Source organism: Pseudonocardia sp. ZF1 (genome assembly GCF_056835605.1).
This window is the reverse complement of sequence record NZ_JAJNBY010000001.1, coordinates 5439196-5454004: the sequence shown is the minus strand read 5'-3', so window position 1 is coordinate 5454004 and position 14809 is coordinate 5439196. Positions and strand designations below refer to the sequence as shown.

General features: G+C 71.7%; 16 protein-coding genes and 1 pseudogene. 13 read left to right on the top strand and 4 right to left on the bottom strand.

The features are described from left to right. Nucleotides 1–51: 51 nt before the first annotated feature. On the bottom strand, nt 52–1227 hold the full coding sequence (locus ZF1_RS26270; protein WP_357438424.1) for a serine hydrolase domain-containing protein: 1176 nt from the start codon (nt 1225–1227) through the stop codon (nt 52–54). 401 nt (nt 1228–1628) lie between these two features. On the opposite strand from ZF1_RS26270, the gene ZF1_RS26265 reads away from it, so the two are divergent. The 3 genes from ZF1_RS26265 to ZF1_RS26255 all read left to right on the top strand — a co-directional run bounded on the left by ZF1_RS26265 (nt 1629) and on the right by ZF1_RS26255 (nt 3953). Beyond that, nucleotides 1629–2936: a tyrosine-type recombinase/integrase gene (locus tag ZF1_RS26265; RefSeq protein WP_482638571.1), complete on the top strand. Its 1308-nt coding sequence runs from the start codon at nt 1629–1631 to the stop codon at nt 2934–2936. Further along, on the top strand, nt 2914–3261 hold the full coding sequence (locus ZF1_RS26260) for a hypothetical protein (RefSeq protein ID WP_482638570.1): 348 nt from the start codon (nt 2914–2916) through the stop codon (nt 3259–3261). Before ZF1_RS26265 ends, ZF1_RS26260 begins: the two co-directional genes overlap by 23 nt. Nucleotides 3262–3587: 326 nt before the next feature. Then, on the top strand, nt 3588–3953 hold the full coding sequence (locus tag ZF1_RS26255; protein WP_482638569.1) for a hypothetical protein: 366 nt from the start codon (nt 3588–3590) through the stop codon (nt 3951–3953). Between the two features lie 175 nt (nt 3954–4128). On the opposite strand, the gene ZF1_RS26250 is transcribed toward ZF1_RS26255, so the two are convergent. Further along, the gene (locus tag ZF1_RS26250) at nt 4129–4902 is read right to left on the bottom strand and encodes an SDR family NAD(P)-dependent oxidoreductase (RefSeq protein ID WP_357441313.1); all 774 of its coding nucleotides are present in this window, start codon (nt 4900–4902) and stop codon (nt 4129–4131) included. Nucleotides 4903–5064: 162 nt separating this feature from the next. Continuing rightward, on the bottom strand, nt 5065–5781 hold the full coding sequence (locus tag ZF1_RS26245) for a transposase family protein (RefSeq protein ID WP_482638568.1): 717 nt from the start codon (nt 5779–5781) through the stop codon (nt 5065–5067). Nucleotides 5782–5820: 39 nt separating this feature from the next. Between ZF1_RS26245 and ZF1_RS26240 the strand changes: the two are divergent. Together ZF1_RS26240 and ZF1_RS26235 are read left to right on the top strand one after the other, a co-directional pair. Beyond that, nucleotides 5821–5925: pseudogene (locus ZF1_RS26240) on the top strand (transposase); the annotation flags it as partial. A gap of 88 nt (nt 5926–6013) precedes the next feature. Continuing rightward, the gene (locus ZF1_RS26235; RefSeq protein WP_482638567.1) at nt 6014–6769 is read left to right on the top strand and encodes an AraC-like ligand-binding domain-containing protein; all 756 of its coding nucleotides are present in this window, start codon (nt 6014–6016) and stop codon (nt 6767–6769) included. Between the two features lie 66 nt (nt 6770–6835). Here the strand turns inward: ZF1_RS26235 and ZF1_RS26230 are convergent, their stop codons facing one another. Continuing rightward, nucleotides 6836–7261, bottom strand: a complete 426-nt coding sequence (locus tag ZF1_RS26230; RefSeq protein ID WP_357437193.1) for a nuclear transport factor 2 family protein — start codon at nt 7259–7261, stop codon at nt 6836–6838. Nucleotides 7262–7479: 218 nt separating this feature from the next. On the opposite strand from ZF1_RS26230, the gene ZF1_RS26225 reads away from it, so the two are divergent. The 8 genes from ZF1_RS26225 (at nt 7480) to ZF1_RS26190 (ending at nt 14607) form a co-directional block, all read left to right on the top strand. Then, on the top strand, nt 7480–7854 hold the full coding sequence (locus ZF1_RS26225) for an ArsR/SmtB family transcription factor (protein WP_357437190.1): 375 nt from the start codon (nt 7480–7482) through the stop codon (nt 7852–7854). Nucleotides 7855–7885: 31 nt separating this feature from the next. After that, nucleotides 7886–9319, top strand: coding sequence for an ABC transporter substrate-binding protein (locus ZF1_RS26220; protein WP_482638566.1), 1434 nt, complete (start codon nt 7886–7888; stop codon nt 9317–9319). Nucleotides 9320–9444: 125 nt separating this feature from the next. Continuing rightward, nucleotides 9445–10989, top strand: a complete 1545-nt coding sequence (locus ZF1_RS26215; protein ID WP_482638565.1) for an amidase — start codon at nt 9445–9447, stop codon at nt 10987–10989. Continuing rightward, entirely contained in the window at nt 10986–11690 is a 705-nt protein-coding gene (gene nthB / locus ZF1_RS26210; RefSeq protein ID WP_482638564.1) for a nitrile hydratase subunit beta, read from the top strand. The genes ZF1_RS26215 and nthB overlap by 4 nt, the downstream gene beginning before the upstream one ends. Nucleotides 11691–11693: 3 nt before the next feature. Then, nucleotides 11694–12326 carry a nitrile hydratase subunit alpha gene (gene nthA / locus ZF1_RS26205; protein WP_208822819.1) on the top strand — a complete coding sequence of 211 codons (633 nt, stop codon included), beginning with the start codon at nt 11694–11696 and terminating at the stop codon, nt 12324–12326. After that, nucleotides 12323–12730, top strand: a complete 408-nt coding sequence (locus tag ZF1_RS26200; RefSeq protein WP_476653074.1) for a nitrile hydratase accessory protein — start codon at nt 12323–12325, stop codon at nt 12728–12730. Before nthA ends, ZF1_RS26200 begins: the two co-directional genes overlap by 4 nt. 81 nt (nt 12731–12811) lie before the next feature. Continuing rightward, nucleotides 12812–13576 (top strand): nitrile hydratase subunit alpha, encoded by a 765-nt coding sequence (locus tag ZF1_RS26195; protein WP_251783453.1) that lies wholly within the window; start codon nt 12812–12814, stop codon nt 13574–13576. 83 nt (nt 13577–13659) lie between these two features. Beyond that, nucleotides 13660–14607 (top strand): manganese catalase family protein, encoded by a 948-nt coding sequence (locus tag ZF1_RS26190; RefSeq protein ID WP_482638563.1) that lies wholly within the window; start codon nt 13660–13662, stop codon nt 14605–14607. The last annotated feature ends 202 nt before the right edge of the window (nt 14608–14809 follow it).

Genomic DNA, 14809 nt, shown 5'->3' with positions numbered 1-14809 from the left:
GACGACCGCCGCGACGCTGCCGGCGGGTGCAGCGTCGCGGCGGGTCGACGATCACAGCGAAGCGTAGAGGGCGGCCTCGAAGTCCCCGTAGAGCTTCCACGCCTCGTGCTCGGTGATGAACGGCAGCGAGTTCGTGTAGATCGACGCACAGATGCCGGTGGTGCGGTCGATGAAGAAGTGGGTGTTGAACAGCCCGGCCCACGCGCCCGTCCCGGCCCGCCGGGCGCCGGGGACGTCCTGGGTGTTGATCAGCAGCCCGTAGCCCCACGTCCACCCTTCACCGAGCTTCAGCGTGTCGGTGATCGGAGCGTCTGCCGTCCTGATCTCCGTCGGCATCGGAGCGCCGTCGAGCTGGTCGGTGAACGCCGCGTCCACGGTCTCCCGGCTCAGGATCCGTACACCGTCCAGCTCACCGCCGCGCAGCAACGCCCGCTCGAAGCGGATGTAGTCACGCGGGGTCGAGTGCAGACCGTGGCCACCCGCCCACCACTGCGGGTCGTCGGGCAGGACGTTGCCCGCCGAGATCCACTTGCCGTCCTCGCCCTTGACGTGCACGGGCGTCTTGTTCGCCTGACGTGCCTCGTCGAGGGCGAACATCGTGTCGTCCATGCCGAGCGGACCGGTGATGTTCTCCTTGATCACCACGTCGAGGGTCGAGCCGGCGACGGCTTCGACGACGCGGCCGAGCCAGTCGGTGTTGATGCCGTACTCGAACTTCGTGCCGGGGTCGGCGACCAGTGGCGCCTTGAACGCGGCCATGTCTCCTGGCACCACGTTGGGGATGCCGGTGACCTGCTCGTACTTGACCAGGTCCTCGTTCCAGAACCAGTACGTCAGTCCCGAGGTGTGGGTGATCAGCTGCTTGACGGTGGCCTTCGACCTCGGTGCGCGTAGGCGCGGGGTGTCACCGTCGAAGCCGTCGAGGACCTGCAGCTCGGCGAAGTCGGGAACGTAGCGCTCGACCGGGGCCGAGAGATCGAGTTCACCGCGCTCCACCTGCTGCAGCGCGGCCACGGTGGCGACCATCTTGGTCATCGACATGATGCGGAAATGGGTCGACGTCGACACAGGCTTCGCACCGGCGTCGTCGAGCCGAACTCCGGCGGCCCCCTCGTAGAACACGCCGTCGGCGTCCGCGGCGATCGCGGCCACGTGCGGTACGGCACCGGCGTCCACTGCCCCCTGCAGCACCTGGTCGATGCGGGATCCTTCAATGTTCCTCGACACGGAACCTCCGTTGGCTCAGATCTGGTCGCGACGCCCACAGGCCTGCGGGACGTCTTCCGACGACGGTCGCGAGTGTGGTCGGCGCCACATCGGTTGGTAACCGACGGCGCGACGAGAATCTCGACCTGTTGCCCGCCATGTGGCGGTCCGGCGCCGGCCGGCAGGTCGACCACGGCCGACCACAGGGACGCGGTGTCCAGCCCATTCGCGGTGTGCGCAGTCGGAGCCATCGTCCGCGGCACGAGCCGGACGCGTAGGCCCGCTCCTCGGTCGACACGCCGGGCCGTATCAGCTGGTTCTCCGCACCTTCCGTAGCGATCGAGCAGGTGTCGTCCCACCGTGGGGGCGGACGGTCACAGCCGCTGCGTCGTCAGACGGCTGCGCACGCTGGGGGCGGCGTGATGGCTCGGACACCGAACGGGGCGTCGAGCATCTACCTCGGGAAGGACGGCTACTGGCACGGCCGTGTGACCGTGGGCGTCAAGGATGACGGCCGGCCCGACCGGCGGCACGTGATGGGCACCCAAGCCGACGTGACGCGCAAGGTGCGGGCTCTGGAACGGCAGCGGGACGGCGGGACGGTGCGCAAGCCCGGCCGCTCGTGGACGGTCGAGAAGTGGCTCACGCACTGGGTCGAGAACATCGCGGCGCCGTTCGTGAAGGACAACACGATCTCCGGGTACCGGGTCGCGGTGAACGTGCACCTCATCCCGGGGATCGGCAAGCACCGGCTCGACCGGTTGGAGCCGGAGCACCTGGAGAAGCTCTACGTGCGGATGATGCGCGAGGGCAAGGCGGCCGCCACGGCACACCAGGCGCACCGCACCGTCCGGACAGCGCTCAACGAGGCCGTGCGACGCGGGCATATCGGGCGCAACCCCGCGACCCTGGCCAAGGCGCCCCGCCTCATCGAGACGGAGATCGAGCCGTACTCCGTCGACGAGATCCGGATGCTGCTGAAGTCGGCGCTCGACGGCCGGAACGGTGCCCGCTGGGCCGTCGCACTCGCGCTCGGGCTGCGCCAAGGGGAAGCGCTCGGCCTGAAGTGGGCTGACGTCGACCTCGACGCCGGTTCGATGTTCGTGCGCCGGGGCCGGCTGCGTCCACGGTGGCAGCACGGGTGCGGCGACACCTGCGGCCGGAAGTACGCCGGCCACTGCCCGGACCGTGTACCCCTTCGGCCCGAGACCGCCGAGACCAAGTCCCGGGCCGGCCGTCGGGGTATCGGGCTCCCGGCGGAGCTCGTCGAGCTGCTGCGCGCGCATCGCGTCGAGCAGGATCGGGAACGCGACCTGGCGGCGCAGCTCTGGACCGACGGTGACTGGTTGTTCGCCACCCCGACGGGGGGTCCGCTCAACCCGCGCACGGACTGGGACGACTGGAAGAAGCTCCTCGCCCGGGCCGGCGTGCGAGACGGCCGGCTGCACGACGCCCGCCACACCGCCGCGACAGTGTTGCTCCTGCTCGGCGTCCCGGAGCGCGCCGTCATGGGCATCATGGGCTGGTCGCACACCGCGATGGCCGCGCGCCACCAGCACGTCACCTCGGCCATCCAGCGCGACATCGCGAGCCGCGTCGACGGGCTGATCTGGCAGTTCAGCGTCAAGCCTTCCGGTGAAGGCGGGATGTCGGGCGGGGCTAACGCTGATGACACGGCGGACGAATCAAACGATGAGGACTGTCCGGATGATCCGGGCGGACGGGTGTGATGAGGGGGAGATCGTGCGTCGCTCGCTGCCGGCCGTGCTATCGCTGGTCGTCGCGTTCCTGCTGTTGGGTTCGTCGGTCGCTCTCGCTCAGGACGACGGCAACAGCGAGCCACCACCGCCGACATGTGGCGTCGGCTGCATTCCGCAAGATCCGAACGCACCCCCGCCCCCGCCGACCAACCCGAACAGCCCGATCGGTCGAGCGTTCGCTCAGGTGAACGAGCGCATCACCCAGATCCCCGCGGGGCCGAGACGCGCGTTCGCTGAGCGGGTCGCCAGCCGGGTGCAGAACCGGTTGTGCCACTCGTTCCCGCGGTTCTGCTGACCGGACCACCGGCGGGGAATGAGACTAGAACTGAGACTACGACCAAGAACGCCGGACGCTCCCTGTTGGGAGGTCCGGCGTTCTGCCTGGTCAGGCTGGCGGTGGCGGTGGGATTTGAACCCACGGAGGCTTGCCCCTCACACGCTTTCGAGGCGTGGGAGGTAGAACGGGACCATCTCGCCCCAGTGCCCGCTGATGATCTGCAGATCGGGTAGCTCGTCGAAGATCCCGGCGAGGATGAGGCGCAGCGCGTGGATGCCTGCCTCGTGGTGCCAGCCCCACCCACCGAGTGACAGTTCTGTGGTGACCTTGTCGGCGAAGCCGGCGTGCTGCGCGGGAACGAGGCGGCGTACGCCGGGTGGTTCCTCGACCAGGGCACTCGCGGGCGCGGAATCCGTCCGGATCTGCGATCCGCGATGGCCGGGACGTTCGCGCGCCCGGACGCCCTCCGCTGTGCGTTCGCCCTCTACCGGTCGCTGCCCGAGACCGGACGCCAGATCTCCACGGCGGTGGCCGGTGCCCGGTTGACGGTGCCCACGACCGCGGTCGGAGCCGCGCCGGTCGGCCGCGCGCTGGAGAACCAGCTGCGCGGGGTCGCCGACGTCCTCGACGGGCATCTGTTCGACGACTGCGGGCACATCGTGTCCCTCGACCGGCCGGACGAGCTCGTGGCACTGCTGCGGCCCGGATGATGCCGGGTGCCGTCGGACGCCGGGCGCGGCCGGCGGACCCCGGGCGCGCCGGCCGGTCCCGGACGAGGCCCGAGGAGCGGGTCGGGGGAGCAGCGTCCGGTGCGGCCGCGGCTGGTGCTCGGTGCGCTCGTCGCCACCGGGCGGCCCGACGCCGACACCGGCCGGCGGCCCCGGATCAGATCCCGGTCATCCCGGCGTCGACGGTGTAGATGCTGCCGCTGACGTAGCTGGCCCGGTCCGAGGCCAGGAACAGCACGACCGAGGCGATCTCGGCCGGGTCCGCGTAGCGCTTGAGCGCGGTGAGCCCGGCGAACTGCTCCTGGACGCCCGGGATGTCGTCGGGGGACATCCCGTTCTCGATCGAGCGCATCATCCTGGTGTCGACCGGCCCGGGGCACACCGCGTTGACCCGGACGCCGGCCGGCGCCGCCTCGACGGCGGCGACGCGGGTGAGGCCCACGACGGCGTGCTTGGACGCCGTGTACATGCCGCCCAGCCCGGCGAACGCGATGACCCCGGCCATCGAGGAGGTGTTCACCACCGACCCGTGGCCCTGTGCGGTCATCACCCGCAGCACGTGCTTGAGCCCGAGGAAGGAGCCGCGCACGTTGACCGACAGGATGGTGTCGACCGTCTCCAGGTCGGTGTCCACCAGCGGGCCGGTGGCGCCCTCGACGCCGGCGTTGTTGAAGAACACGTCGATCGCGCCGAAACGGTCGCGGGTGGCGGCGACGTAGCCCTCGACCTGCTGCTCGTCACGGACGTCCGCGACGTGCAGCAGCACCCGGGCGTCGTCGACGCCGAGCCCGGCCGCGACCTTCTCCAGCGCGGAGCGGTCGAGGTCGACGAGCGCGAGGGAGGCGCCCTCCGCCGCGAACGCCGCGGCGGCCGCCGCGCCGATCCCGCCCGCGGCTCCGGTGATGAGGACCGTCCTGCCGTCGAATTCCATGGTCGTCTCCGTTCTCGCCGGTCGTGCTGACGGGACCGAGCCTCGGCCGGAGCGGGGCCGCGGCGCCCGGACGGCCGTGCACCGGCGCGCACCGCCGGGTCTCACGCGGGCGTCGCCGTCGCGGTGCGGGCCGCGTCACCCACTGAGCCTTTGCCAACCTGATCACGCGCTGGCGATCATGAGGGTCTGAACTGCGGCGATGAGCCTGTCGGCGGTGTTCGGGCTGGACCGGATCTTGCGCAGGACTCGCCAGTTCTTCAGCTCGGCGTTGACCCGCTCGCCCGGTCCGCGACGGTGGGCGTGGGCGGTGTTCACGTCCTTCTGGTGTCGTGACAGCTTCCGGAATCGGCCGGTGTCGGGGTCCTTACGTCGACGCCGCTGCGGCACGGCGACCGTAGGACCGGCGCCTTGGTAGGCGGTGTCGGCCGCGGCGGGGATCTCATGCTCGGCCAGGGCGTCGATGATCCCGTGCTCGCGGGCTGCGCCCATGTCGTGCCGCGCGCCCGGCATCGGCGGGGAGATCCACACCAGGCGGCCGACCGGGTCCGCGATGACCTGCACGTTCAGTCCGTGGGCTTTGTGCTTTCCAGAGTAGAACGCCCGGTCGTAGCCCGATGCCATCCCGACCCGGTCGATGCGCAACAGGGTGCCGTCGAGGATCACGAACGCCTTCCGTTTCGCGACCTCGATGGCTTGTTCCAGGGTGGGGGCCTTCGCGGCGAGCAGCTCGATCCCCTCCTGGATGTAGCGGTAGACCGTGGAGGTGCCGACCCCGAACCCGCAGGCCAACTCGGCGTAGGGCGTGTCTCCTAACTCGGCCGTTCGGGTCTGCGCGATGATCAGCAGGTGTCGCGTCGTGCGGTCCTGACCGATCTCCAATGGGCCCGACTTGAGCCGTTGTTGCCCTCGTCGGACGGGATGCCAGGACGCCCGTTCGCTGATCACCGCAGAGTGGTGGAGGGGATCATCTACCGGTTCCGGTGCGGGCTGGCCTGGCGTGATGTCCCGGTCGAGTTCGGTCCGTGGCAGACCCTGTGGAAGCGTCACCGCCGCTACAGCGGTGACGGCACCTGGGATCACATTCTCGCTGCTCTGTTGGCCGGTCGGGCAGGTGAACCTGCACGGCACGCGGGAGGTCGCCCGGACCGCGGAGGCCACGGTCTTCGTCAACCTGCAGCTCGCCGGATCGTGCGTCGGGTCCCAGGGCGGGCGCACCTGCCACGTCCCGGCGGGCTCGTTCGCCCTGTTCGACGCGACACGGCCGTTCCGGCTGGACTACGCCGGGGACTGGCGGTCGCTGTCGTTCCGGGTGCCCCGCGACCGGCTGATGTCGCTGGTGGCGCGGCCCGACGACGTCACGGCGACCACCGTCGACGGCTCCCGCGCACTCGGCGCCGTGGTCGCGGGCACCATGCGGTCGGTGTGGGACGCCGTCGAGGACCTGGGCGACGCCGAGGCCCGCGCGGTCAGCTCCGGCTTCACGACCCTGCTGGCCACGGCCTGCGGGGCGACCGACGAGGCCCGCGGCGCCGGCCGCCGCACGCTGGCCGCGTCGCTCTACACGTCGGTGTGCACCCACCTGCAGGACAACCTGCGGAACGGCGACCTCGCGGCCGCCCGGGTGGCGGCGCACTTCGGCGTGTCGGTGCGGACACTGCACAACGTCTTCCGGGACTCCGAGCACACCTACGCCCAGACGGTCACGAGGCTACGGGTGGACGCCTGCGCCCGTGACCTCGCCGACCCGGCGTGCCGGGAGTCGCTGACCGCCCTCGCCGCCCGGTGGGGCTTCTTCGACCTCTCCCACCTCAACCGGGCCTTCCGCACCCACCGCGGCCACCGGCCCGCCGACCTGCGCCCGGTCTGAGACGGCGACGGCCCGGACCCGGCGAGCGGTGGGCTCGCCGGACCCGGGCCGACCGGCCCGCCGCGCTCAGGCGGGCGGGGCGAAGCTGGTGAACGGCATGACCGGCGCGACCTTGCGGTCGCGGTAGCGCCAGGCGCCGTCCTCGCGGACCAGCTCGTCGGTGTACACGCAGACGGTGCCGCTCACCGTCCCCGCCGTGTTCGCGAAGAACAGCAGATAGCAGGTCTGGGTGGCGGTGTCACCGGACACCGAGACCACCTCGTTCATGGTCAGGTGCCGCATCGGGCCGAAGGTGTCCCGGCACAGCGGGACGAAGGCCGCGAGCTCGGCGTGGCCCTTCGGGGTCTGGCCCTCGATGAGGGCGTGGAACACGCCGTCCGTCGAGAAGGTGGCGGCCCACTCCTCGGGGGTCCCCTGGTCGACCGCGAAGTTGTACCGGGCGTTGAGCGCCCGGATCTCCTCGAGATCGGCGAGCGTGTCCGTGCTGATCATGATGAATCCTCCGGTCCGGTCCCGTGACGGGGTCCTGGATCCCGACGCTAGGAGCGGACTCCACGGGCGGCCTTGGACACGACTGCACGCCTGCGTGCACCAGCGTGCACGGACCGGGGTGTCGCCGGCCACGCCCTGCACGGCGGGCCTCCCCGTCGTGTCGGCGCTTCGGCCCGGCCGGGCCACCGTGCGGGTCCGTCCGCGTTAGACTCGGCATCATGTCATCGGATCCTGACGCGTCGGCCGGGGCCGGCCGGGACGCCGGCCCCGCCTTCGACGCGCTCGCCGATCCCGTCCGCCGCCGCATCCTGGCCGTGCTCTCCGAGCACGACGAGGTCAGCGCGGGCGACCTGGCCGACCACATCACCTCGGTCGGCCGCACGGCCGTCTCCACCCATCTGCGGGTGCTCCGCGTCGCGGGGCTCATCACCGAGCGACGTTCCGGCCGGTACCGCTACTACTCCATCGAGCCCGGTGGTGCGGCCGCCGACGTCATCGCGCTGCTGCGCACCCTGTTCCAGTCCTCGCTCGGCGAGGTGGGCTCCGCCGTGGAGAGCCGTCCCGCGACGGACCGGGAGGGCGCGACCGGATGACCGGACCCTCCGTGCCGGGAGACTGACCCCCATGGGGACGATCGCGCTCGCGGTGGAGGAGTTCGTCGCCGCCGACCCGGCGGTCGTCTTCGGACGTTTCGGGCGCGACTCCGGCGCAGGCTGGCTGTTCGGTGCGGCGTGCGACCGGGTCGCGGTGGGCGAGCCGGTCACCCTGCGGGCGCCCATCGCCGGCGGGCCGCCGGTCGACGTGCTCGGCCGGATCAGCGAGCTCCGCGGACCGCGCACCATCACGATCACCCACGACCAGCCCTGGCGGGGCCGCATCCGGCTGCGGTTCACCCCCGCACCCGGCGGCACCCGGATCCGGCTCGACGCCGGGATCGACGAGCGCGGTCTGGAGTGGCTGATGCGCCGGCGCGGTCACCCGGTCCCCGACCACGCCGTCACGGGGCCGCGCATCGGGGTCCTCACCAGCCGGTCCGGCTCCGGCGGGCTGTTCGCCTCGGCGGTGGCGAACGTGGCCACGCTCGCCGTCGAGGAGATCAACGCGGCGGGCGGGGTCGGCGGCAGACCGGTGGACCTGCTGGAGGCCGACGACGCCACCGATCCCGGCACCGGGGCGCTGGAGGCGCTGCGGCTGGCCCGGGCCGGCTGCCGGACGATCTTCCTGACGACGACGTCGGCCACCTACCACGCCGTGTCGACCGCCCTGACCGGCCGCGACGTGCTCGTCGTGCACACCAACATGAACGAGGGCGGCGGCGAGTCCCGGCTGCGGATCCGGCTGGGCGAGCGGCCCGCGACCCAGATCGTGACGGCGGCGGGACCGGTCATGCGGGCAGCCGGTGGACGTCGCTGGTTCCTGGCGGGCAACGACTACGTGTGGCCCCGTGCGGTCAACGCCGCCGCGCGGGAGGTGCTCCCGGCGCACGGCGCGGTGCTGGTCGGCGAGGGCTACGCCACGCTCGGGGCCCGGGACTTCGCCCCGCTGGTCGAGCGGATCGCCGCCTCGGGCGCCGACATCGTGCTCAACACGTTCGTGGGCGCCGACGCCGCCGCGTTCGAGCGTCAGTGCCACGCAATGGGTCTGCGCGACCGGACCGTCAGCCTCGGCCCCGCGATGGACGAGGCCACCCTTGAGCGGATCGGACTGCACGCTTCCCAGGGGATCCACGGTGTCTCCGGCTACTTCCAGCACCTGCAGACCGAGCGCAACGGGTCGCTCCTGAAGCGCTACCGGGCCCGCTTCGGCCAGTGGTCGGCGCCGCTGTCGTCGTTGTCGGAGTCGATGTTCGAGGCGATCCACGTGTGGGCCGCCGCGGCCCGCGCCGTCCGCTCGACCGAGCCGGTGCCCGTCGCCGACGAGATCCGGTCCGGCCGCTACGACCTCCCGCGGGGCACCCTGGCGCTCGACGGCCACCACCACGTCGAGCAGCCGCTGCACCTCGCGGCCGCCCGCGGCGCGACCTTCGGCTCGATGAACGACAGCGAGGGACGGTCTTGAATACGCGCATGTAACAGAGGTGGGACGGGTGTGTCAGACCTCGTGTCAATGCGTCTGTATTGATTGACATGTGCAGGCATGAACCCTAGCTTTCTCGCATCCCCCGATGTGAGGAGCACCACCTGATGGCGATTCCACCCCCTGATGCCGCCCGTCTGGCGGCGTTGAACAAGCACTATGCGTTCGGTCTGTCCGAGGCGGAGTTGGCCGAGTTCGGTCCGGCGGTGGCTGCGACGCTGGCGTCCTCGGAGCGGGTCGAGGAGCTCTATCGGGCGTCGGCGCCGCAGGCCCCGCAGCGGGAGTGGTCCGAGCCGGCGGACAACCCGCTGGGTGGCTGGTACGTGACCACGTCGGTGACCGGTGCGGCGGAGGGCCCGTTGGCCGGGCGGACCGTGGCGCTCAAGGACAACATCGCGTTGGCCGGGGTCCCGATGACCAACGGGTCGGCCACGGTGGAGGGGTTCGTGCCCTCCCGTGACGCGACGGTCGCGACCCGCCTGCTGGCCGCCGGGGCGACGATCACCGGTAAGGCGATGTGCGAGGACCTGTGCTTCTCCGGGGGCAGTTTCACCTCCCGGCCGTGGCCGGTGGGCAACCCCTGGGACCCGACCCGTATCTCGGGTGGGTCCTCCTCGGGCAGCGCGGCGTTGGTCGGGTCCGGCGCGGTCGACATGGCCGTGGGTGGTGACCAGGGCGGCTCGATCCGTATGCCGTCGGCGTTCTCGGGCACGGTCGGGCACAAGCCCACCCACGGCCTGGTGCCCTACACCGGTGCGTTCCCCATCGAGGCCACGATCGACCATCTGGGCCCGATCACCCGCACGGTGTCCGACGCCGCACTGATGCTGGGTGTGATCGCCGGGGTGGACGGGCTCGATGTGCGTCAGCCCACCGAGCTCGAGCCGGTCGACTACCTGGCTGCCTTGGAGCGGTCGGCAGGCGGGTTGCGGGTCGGGATCGTGACCGAGGGCTTCGCCCGCCCGGAGAGCGACCCGGCCGTGGACGAGGCCGTGCGTGCGGCGATCGGGACGCTGACCGATGCGGGTCTGGTCGCCGAGGAGGTCTCGATCCCCTGGCACCTGGACGCGATGGCGGTCTGGAACGTCATCGGGACCGAGGGAGCCGCGCACCAGATGATCGACGGCAACGCCTACGGCATGAACTACCCGGGTCTCTACGACCCGGAGCTGATCGCGCACTACCACCGCGGGCGTCACGCCCGCGGGTCGGAGCTGTCCAAGACCGTCAAGCTCGTCGGCCTCTCGGGTGGTTACACCTTCGCCCACGCGGGAGGTGCCTACTACGGGATGGCCCGCAACCTGGCGTTGGAGGTGCGGGCGGCCTACGACGCGGCCCTGACCGGCTATGACGTGCTGGTCATGCCGACCGTGCCCTACACCGCGACCGAGCTGCTCGGGCTCGACGCCGATCTGGACAGCTACCTGCCGGCCGCGCTGGGGATGATCGGCAACTGTGCCCCGTTCGACGTGTCCGGGCACCCGGCCGCGTCGGTCCCGGCCGGGCTCGTGAACGGGCTCCCGACCGGTCTGATGATCGTGGGCCGGCGATTCGACGACGCGACCGTGTTGCGGGTCGCGCACACCTTCGAGCAGGCCGTCGGCGGCTTCCCCGCTCCGCCTGCCCTCACCACCGTGGGAGGACGGCAGTGAACGGAGTCTTCGATCTCGGCGGCACCGACGGGCTGGGCAAGGTCGAGAACGACCACATGTCCGAGCCCGTGTTCCGTGCCGACTGGGAGAAGCGTGCCTTCTCCATGTTCGCGCAGAGCGCCCGCGCCGGGCTGTTCAACGTGGACCAGTTCCGGCACGGCATCGAGAAGATGGACCCTGCCGAGTACCTGATCTCGAACTACTACGAGCACTGGATGCACACGGTCGAGCACTACGCCGAGGCCGCGGGCGTGCTGGACCCGGCCGAGCTGGAGGCGCGGACCCGGCACTACCTCGAGAACCCCGACGCGCCGCTCCCCGAGCGGGAGACCGACACCGAGATCGTCGAGTTCGTCGACTGGGCGGTCACCAACGGGTTCCCGGCCCACCGCGAGTCGGACAAGGTCGCGCAGTTCTCCGTCGGCGACGAGGTCGTCATCTCCTCCGAGAGCCCCTACGGCCACACCCGCCGGGCCCGCTACATCCGCGGCCGCCGCGGCGTGATCAGCGCGGCCCACGGCACCTACCTCTACCCCGACACCGCCGGCAACGGGCTCGGCGACTGCCCCGAGCACCTCTACACCGTCCGTTTCGACGCCGCCGAGCTGTGGGGCGCCGAGTACGCGGACCCGAACGGCGTCAACTACTTCGACGTGTGGGAGCCGTACCTCTCGCCCGTCCCCGCCACCCAGGGAGCCTGACCCATGACCGCGAAGCCCACCGACACCCCGCTCCGCACGCAGGAGGAGATCACCGCCCGGGTCAAGGCCCTGGAGTCGCTGCTGATCGAGAAGGGCGTGATGACCACCGCGGCGGTCGACCGTCTCGCCGAGGTCTACGAGAACGAGGTCGGTCCGCAGCTGGGGGCGAAGGTCGTCGCCAAGGCGTGGACCGACCCGGAGTTCAAGGCGCGCCTGCTGGAGGACGCCTCCGCCGCCTGCCGCGAACTCGGTGTCGGCGGCCTGCAGGGTGAGGAGATGGTCGCCGTCGAGAACACCGACGACGTCCACCACGTCATCGTCTGCACGCTGTGCTCGTGCTACCCGTGGCCGGTGCTCGGGCTGCCCCCGAACTGGTACAAGGCGCCTCCGTTCCGTGCCCGCATCGTGCGTGAGCCCCGCAAGGTGCTGGCCGAGGACTTCGACCTGCCGCTGCCGGACAGCGTCGAGATCCGGGTGTGGGACTCCAGCTCCGAGCTGCGCTACTGGGTGCTGCCGCAGCGCCCGGCCGGCAGCGAGCACCTCTCCGAGGACGAGCTGGCCGCGCTGGTCACCCGGGACTCGATGATCGGCGTCGGCACGGCGAAGCCGGTCGTCACCGAGGCGGCCCGCGGATGAGCGCCGGGGTCCGGACGGGCGCCACCGAGCTGGGCGACGCCCGCCGCCGGATCGAGAAGCTCGTCTGCGACATGCCCGGGGCGGACAAGCCGTTCACCGAGCCGTGGGAGCTGCGGGCCTTCGCCATGGCGGTCGCCGCGTACCACGAGGGCCACTACGAGTGGAGCGAGTTCCAGCTCTCCCTGGTCGAGGCGATCAAGGCCTGGGAGAACGGCGACGGCGGCGAGCCCTGGAGCTACTACCAGCACTGGCTGGACGCGCTCGAGCACACGCTCGCCGCGAGCGGGGCCCTGTCGGACTCGGTCGCGCTCGACGACCGCACCCGCCAGGTCCTGGCCACGCCGCGCAACGCGAACCACCACGAGGCACGACGCGAGCCGGTCGCGATCGACCCGGCCCGCTGAACGACGCGTGCGGGACCGGTCCGCGCTCCCCGCGGGCCGGTCCCGCACGTCGTTCCCGACACCCCGATCGGAGGCGGCACCGTGGACCTGCTGGTCAACCTGGCCGAACGCGCGGTGCTCCGGCACGGCCTCACCACCGCCGCCACGATCGACCGCTGGTACGACCACCACGCCGACGAGGTCGGCCCCCGCGCCGGTGCCCGTGCGGTCGCCCGGATCTGGACCGGCACGGGGCGGCCGGACACCGCGGACGCGGCCGGTGCCCGGCTCGGCCGCTGTGGGTGCGGCCGGGTCTGGCGCACCCACCGCGACACCCCCGGTGTCCGCAACGTGGTGCTCCCCGCCGCGACCGGGTGCAGCGGCTGGCCGGTGCTCGGGGTGCCCCCGAGCTGGTACCGGCCGCGCTCGGAGTACCTGCTCGACGTCGCGGGGGACACCGGCCCCGGGGTCCGCACCGCGATCTGGTCGGACTCGGCCCGCGTCCACCACCTGGTCGTCCCGGGGGCGCCGGCGCGGTGCACCGACGGCCCGGCCGACCTGGAGGGACGTGTCAGCCGGGCGGCGCTGCGGGGTCTCGACCCCGCCCCGTCCCCGGCGCCGCCGGACGCCCGGTGGGCCCGCGGCCTGCCCGGGTACGACCTCGACGAGCGGCTGCTCGACCGGCCGTGGCAGCTCCGCGCGGTCGCACTCGTCCTCGCCGTCGGGACCGACCGCCCGGACCTGCGCCCGCTGCTCGCCGCCGCGGTCGCCGCCGCGCCGTCGGCCGAGGTCTACGCCGCCTGGCCCGCCGCGGCGGCCGCGGCCGTGCGGACAGCGCGTGGGTGTGGACCCACGGGGTCCGGGTAGCCGGGGTCCGACGGCTTCAACCCCGCAGGCCGTGTCCACGACCCCGGAAGGGGTCGCGCCCCACAGCCCACGAGGTGTCACCCGTGTTCCTGCACGTCCAGCGACTGTTGAACGAGATCGTCCCCGACGAGCCCGACCCCGCCGCGGCGAATGCGCTGCAGGAGGGGCTGGGTGGCCAGTTCGGCGAGATGCGCACGATGATGCAGTACCTGTTCCAGAGCTTCAATTTCCGCGGTCCGGACGGGAAGCCCTTCCGTGACCTGCTCTACGGCGTCGGGACCGAGGAGATCGGGCACGTCGAGCTGATCGCCACCACGATCGCCCGGCTCACCGACGGCTCGCCCCGCTACCAGGGCAGCGCGACCGACGACATGGACACGCCCGGCGCAGGCGGGGCGACCCCGCTGAGCGCGGCCCTGACCGAGGGCAACATCCACCACTACCTGGTGGGGGCCCAGGGGGCGCTGCCGGTCGACGCGCAGGGTGACCCGTGGACGGGCAAGTACGTCTACGACAGCGGCAACCTGCCGCTCAACCTGCTCTACAACCTCATGCTCGAGTCGACCGGCCGGCTGCAGAAGTGCCGGCTCTACGAGATGACGGCGAACAGGACGGCGCGCTCGACGATCGCGTACCTGATCGTGCGCGACCAGGCCCACGAGAACGCCTACGCCAAGGCGCTCGAGGCGCTCGGGGTCAACTGGAACACGCTGCTGCCGATCCCGAAGACGAACGCCGAGAAGTTCCCCGAGGTGGCGACGCTGCTGGAGCAGGGTCTGCAGAGCAAGCAGTACACGTTCAGCCTCGACCAGCTCTCCGAGGCCGGGAAGCTCTACCGCGGTCCGTCGCCGTCGAACGACGGGACGACGCTGTCGACCGCGCAGGCGCCCGACGGCGTCCCGATGGACATCGCCGTCGAGCGGCCCGAGGAGTTCGGACCGGGACTCGACCCGGAGCTGCTGGCGATGGTCCAGGCCGTCGCCGAGATGGAGGCCGACGAGCCCGCAGGTCAGTGGGGTCGCGTCGGCTGACGCACGTCCGGGCGGACGGGGCGGGGCCGGGCGCGGTTCCGCCCCGTCGTCGTGCAGAACAGCCGACTCGGCGACGACACCATATCGTGTGAATATCTGACGCTCGGTGATTGTTCCCCACGATGGTGTTCTGAGCTTGATGGGCACCTTTCCCGCCATTACGGTTCTTCTCAGCCGGTTCGGGCTCCCCCCTTTGTCGTCG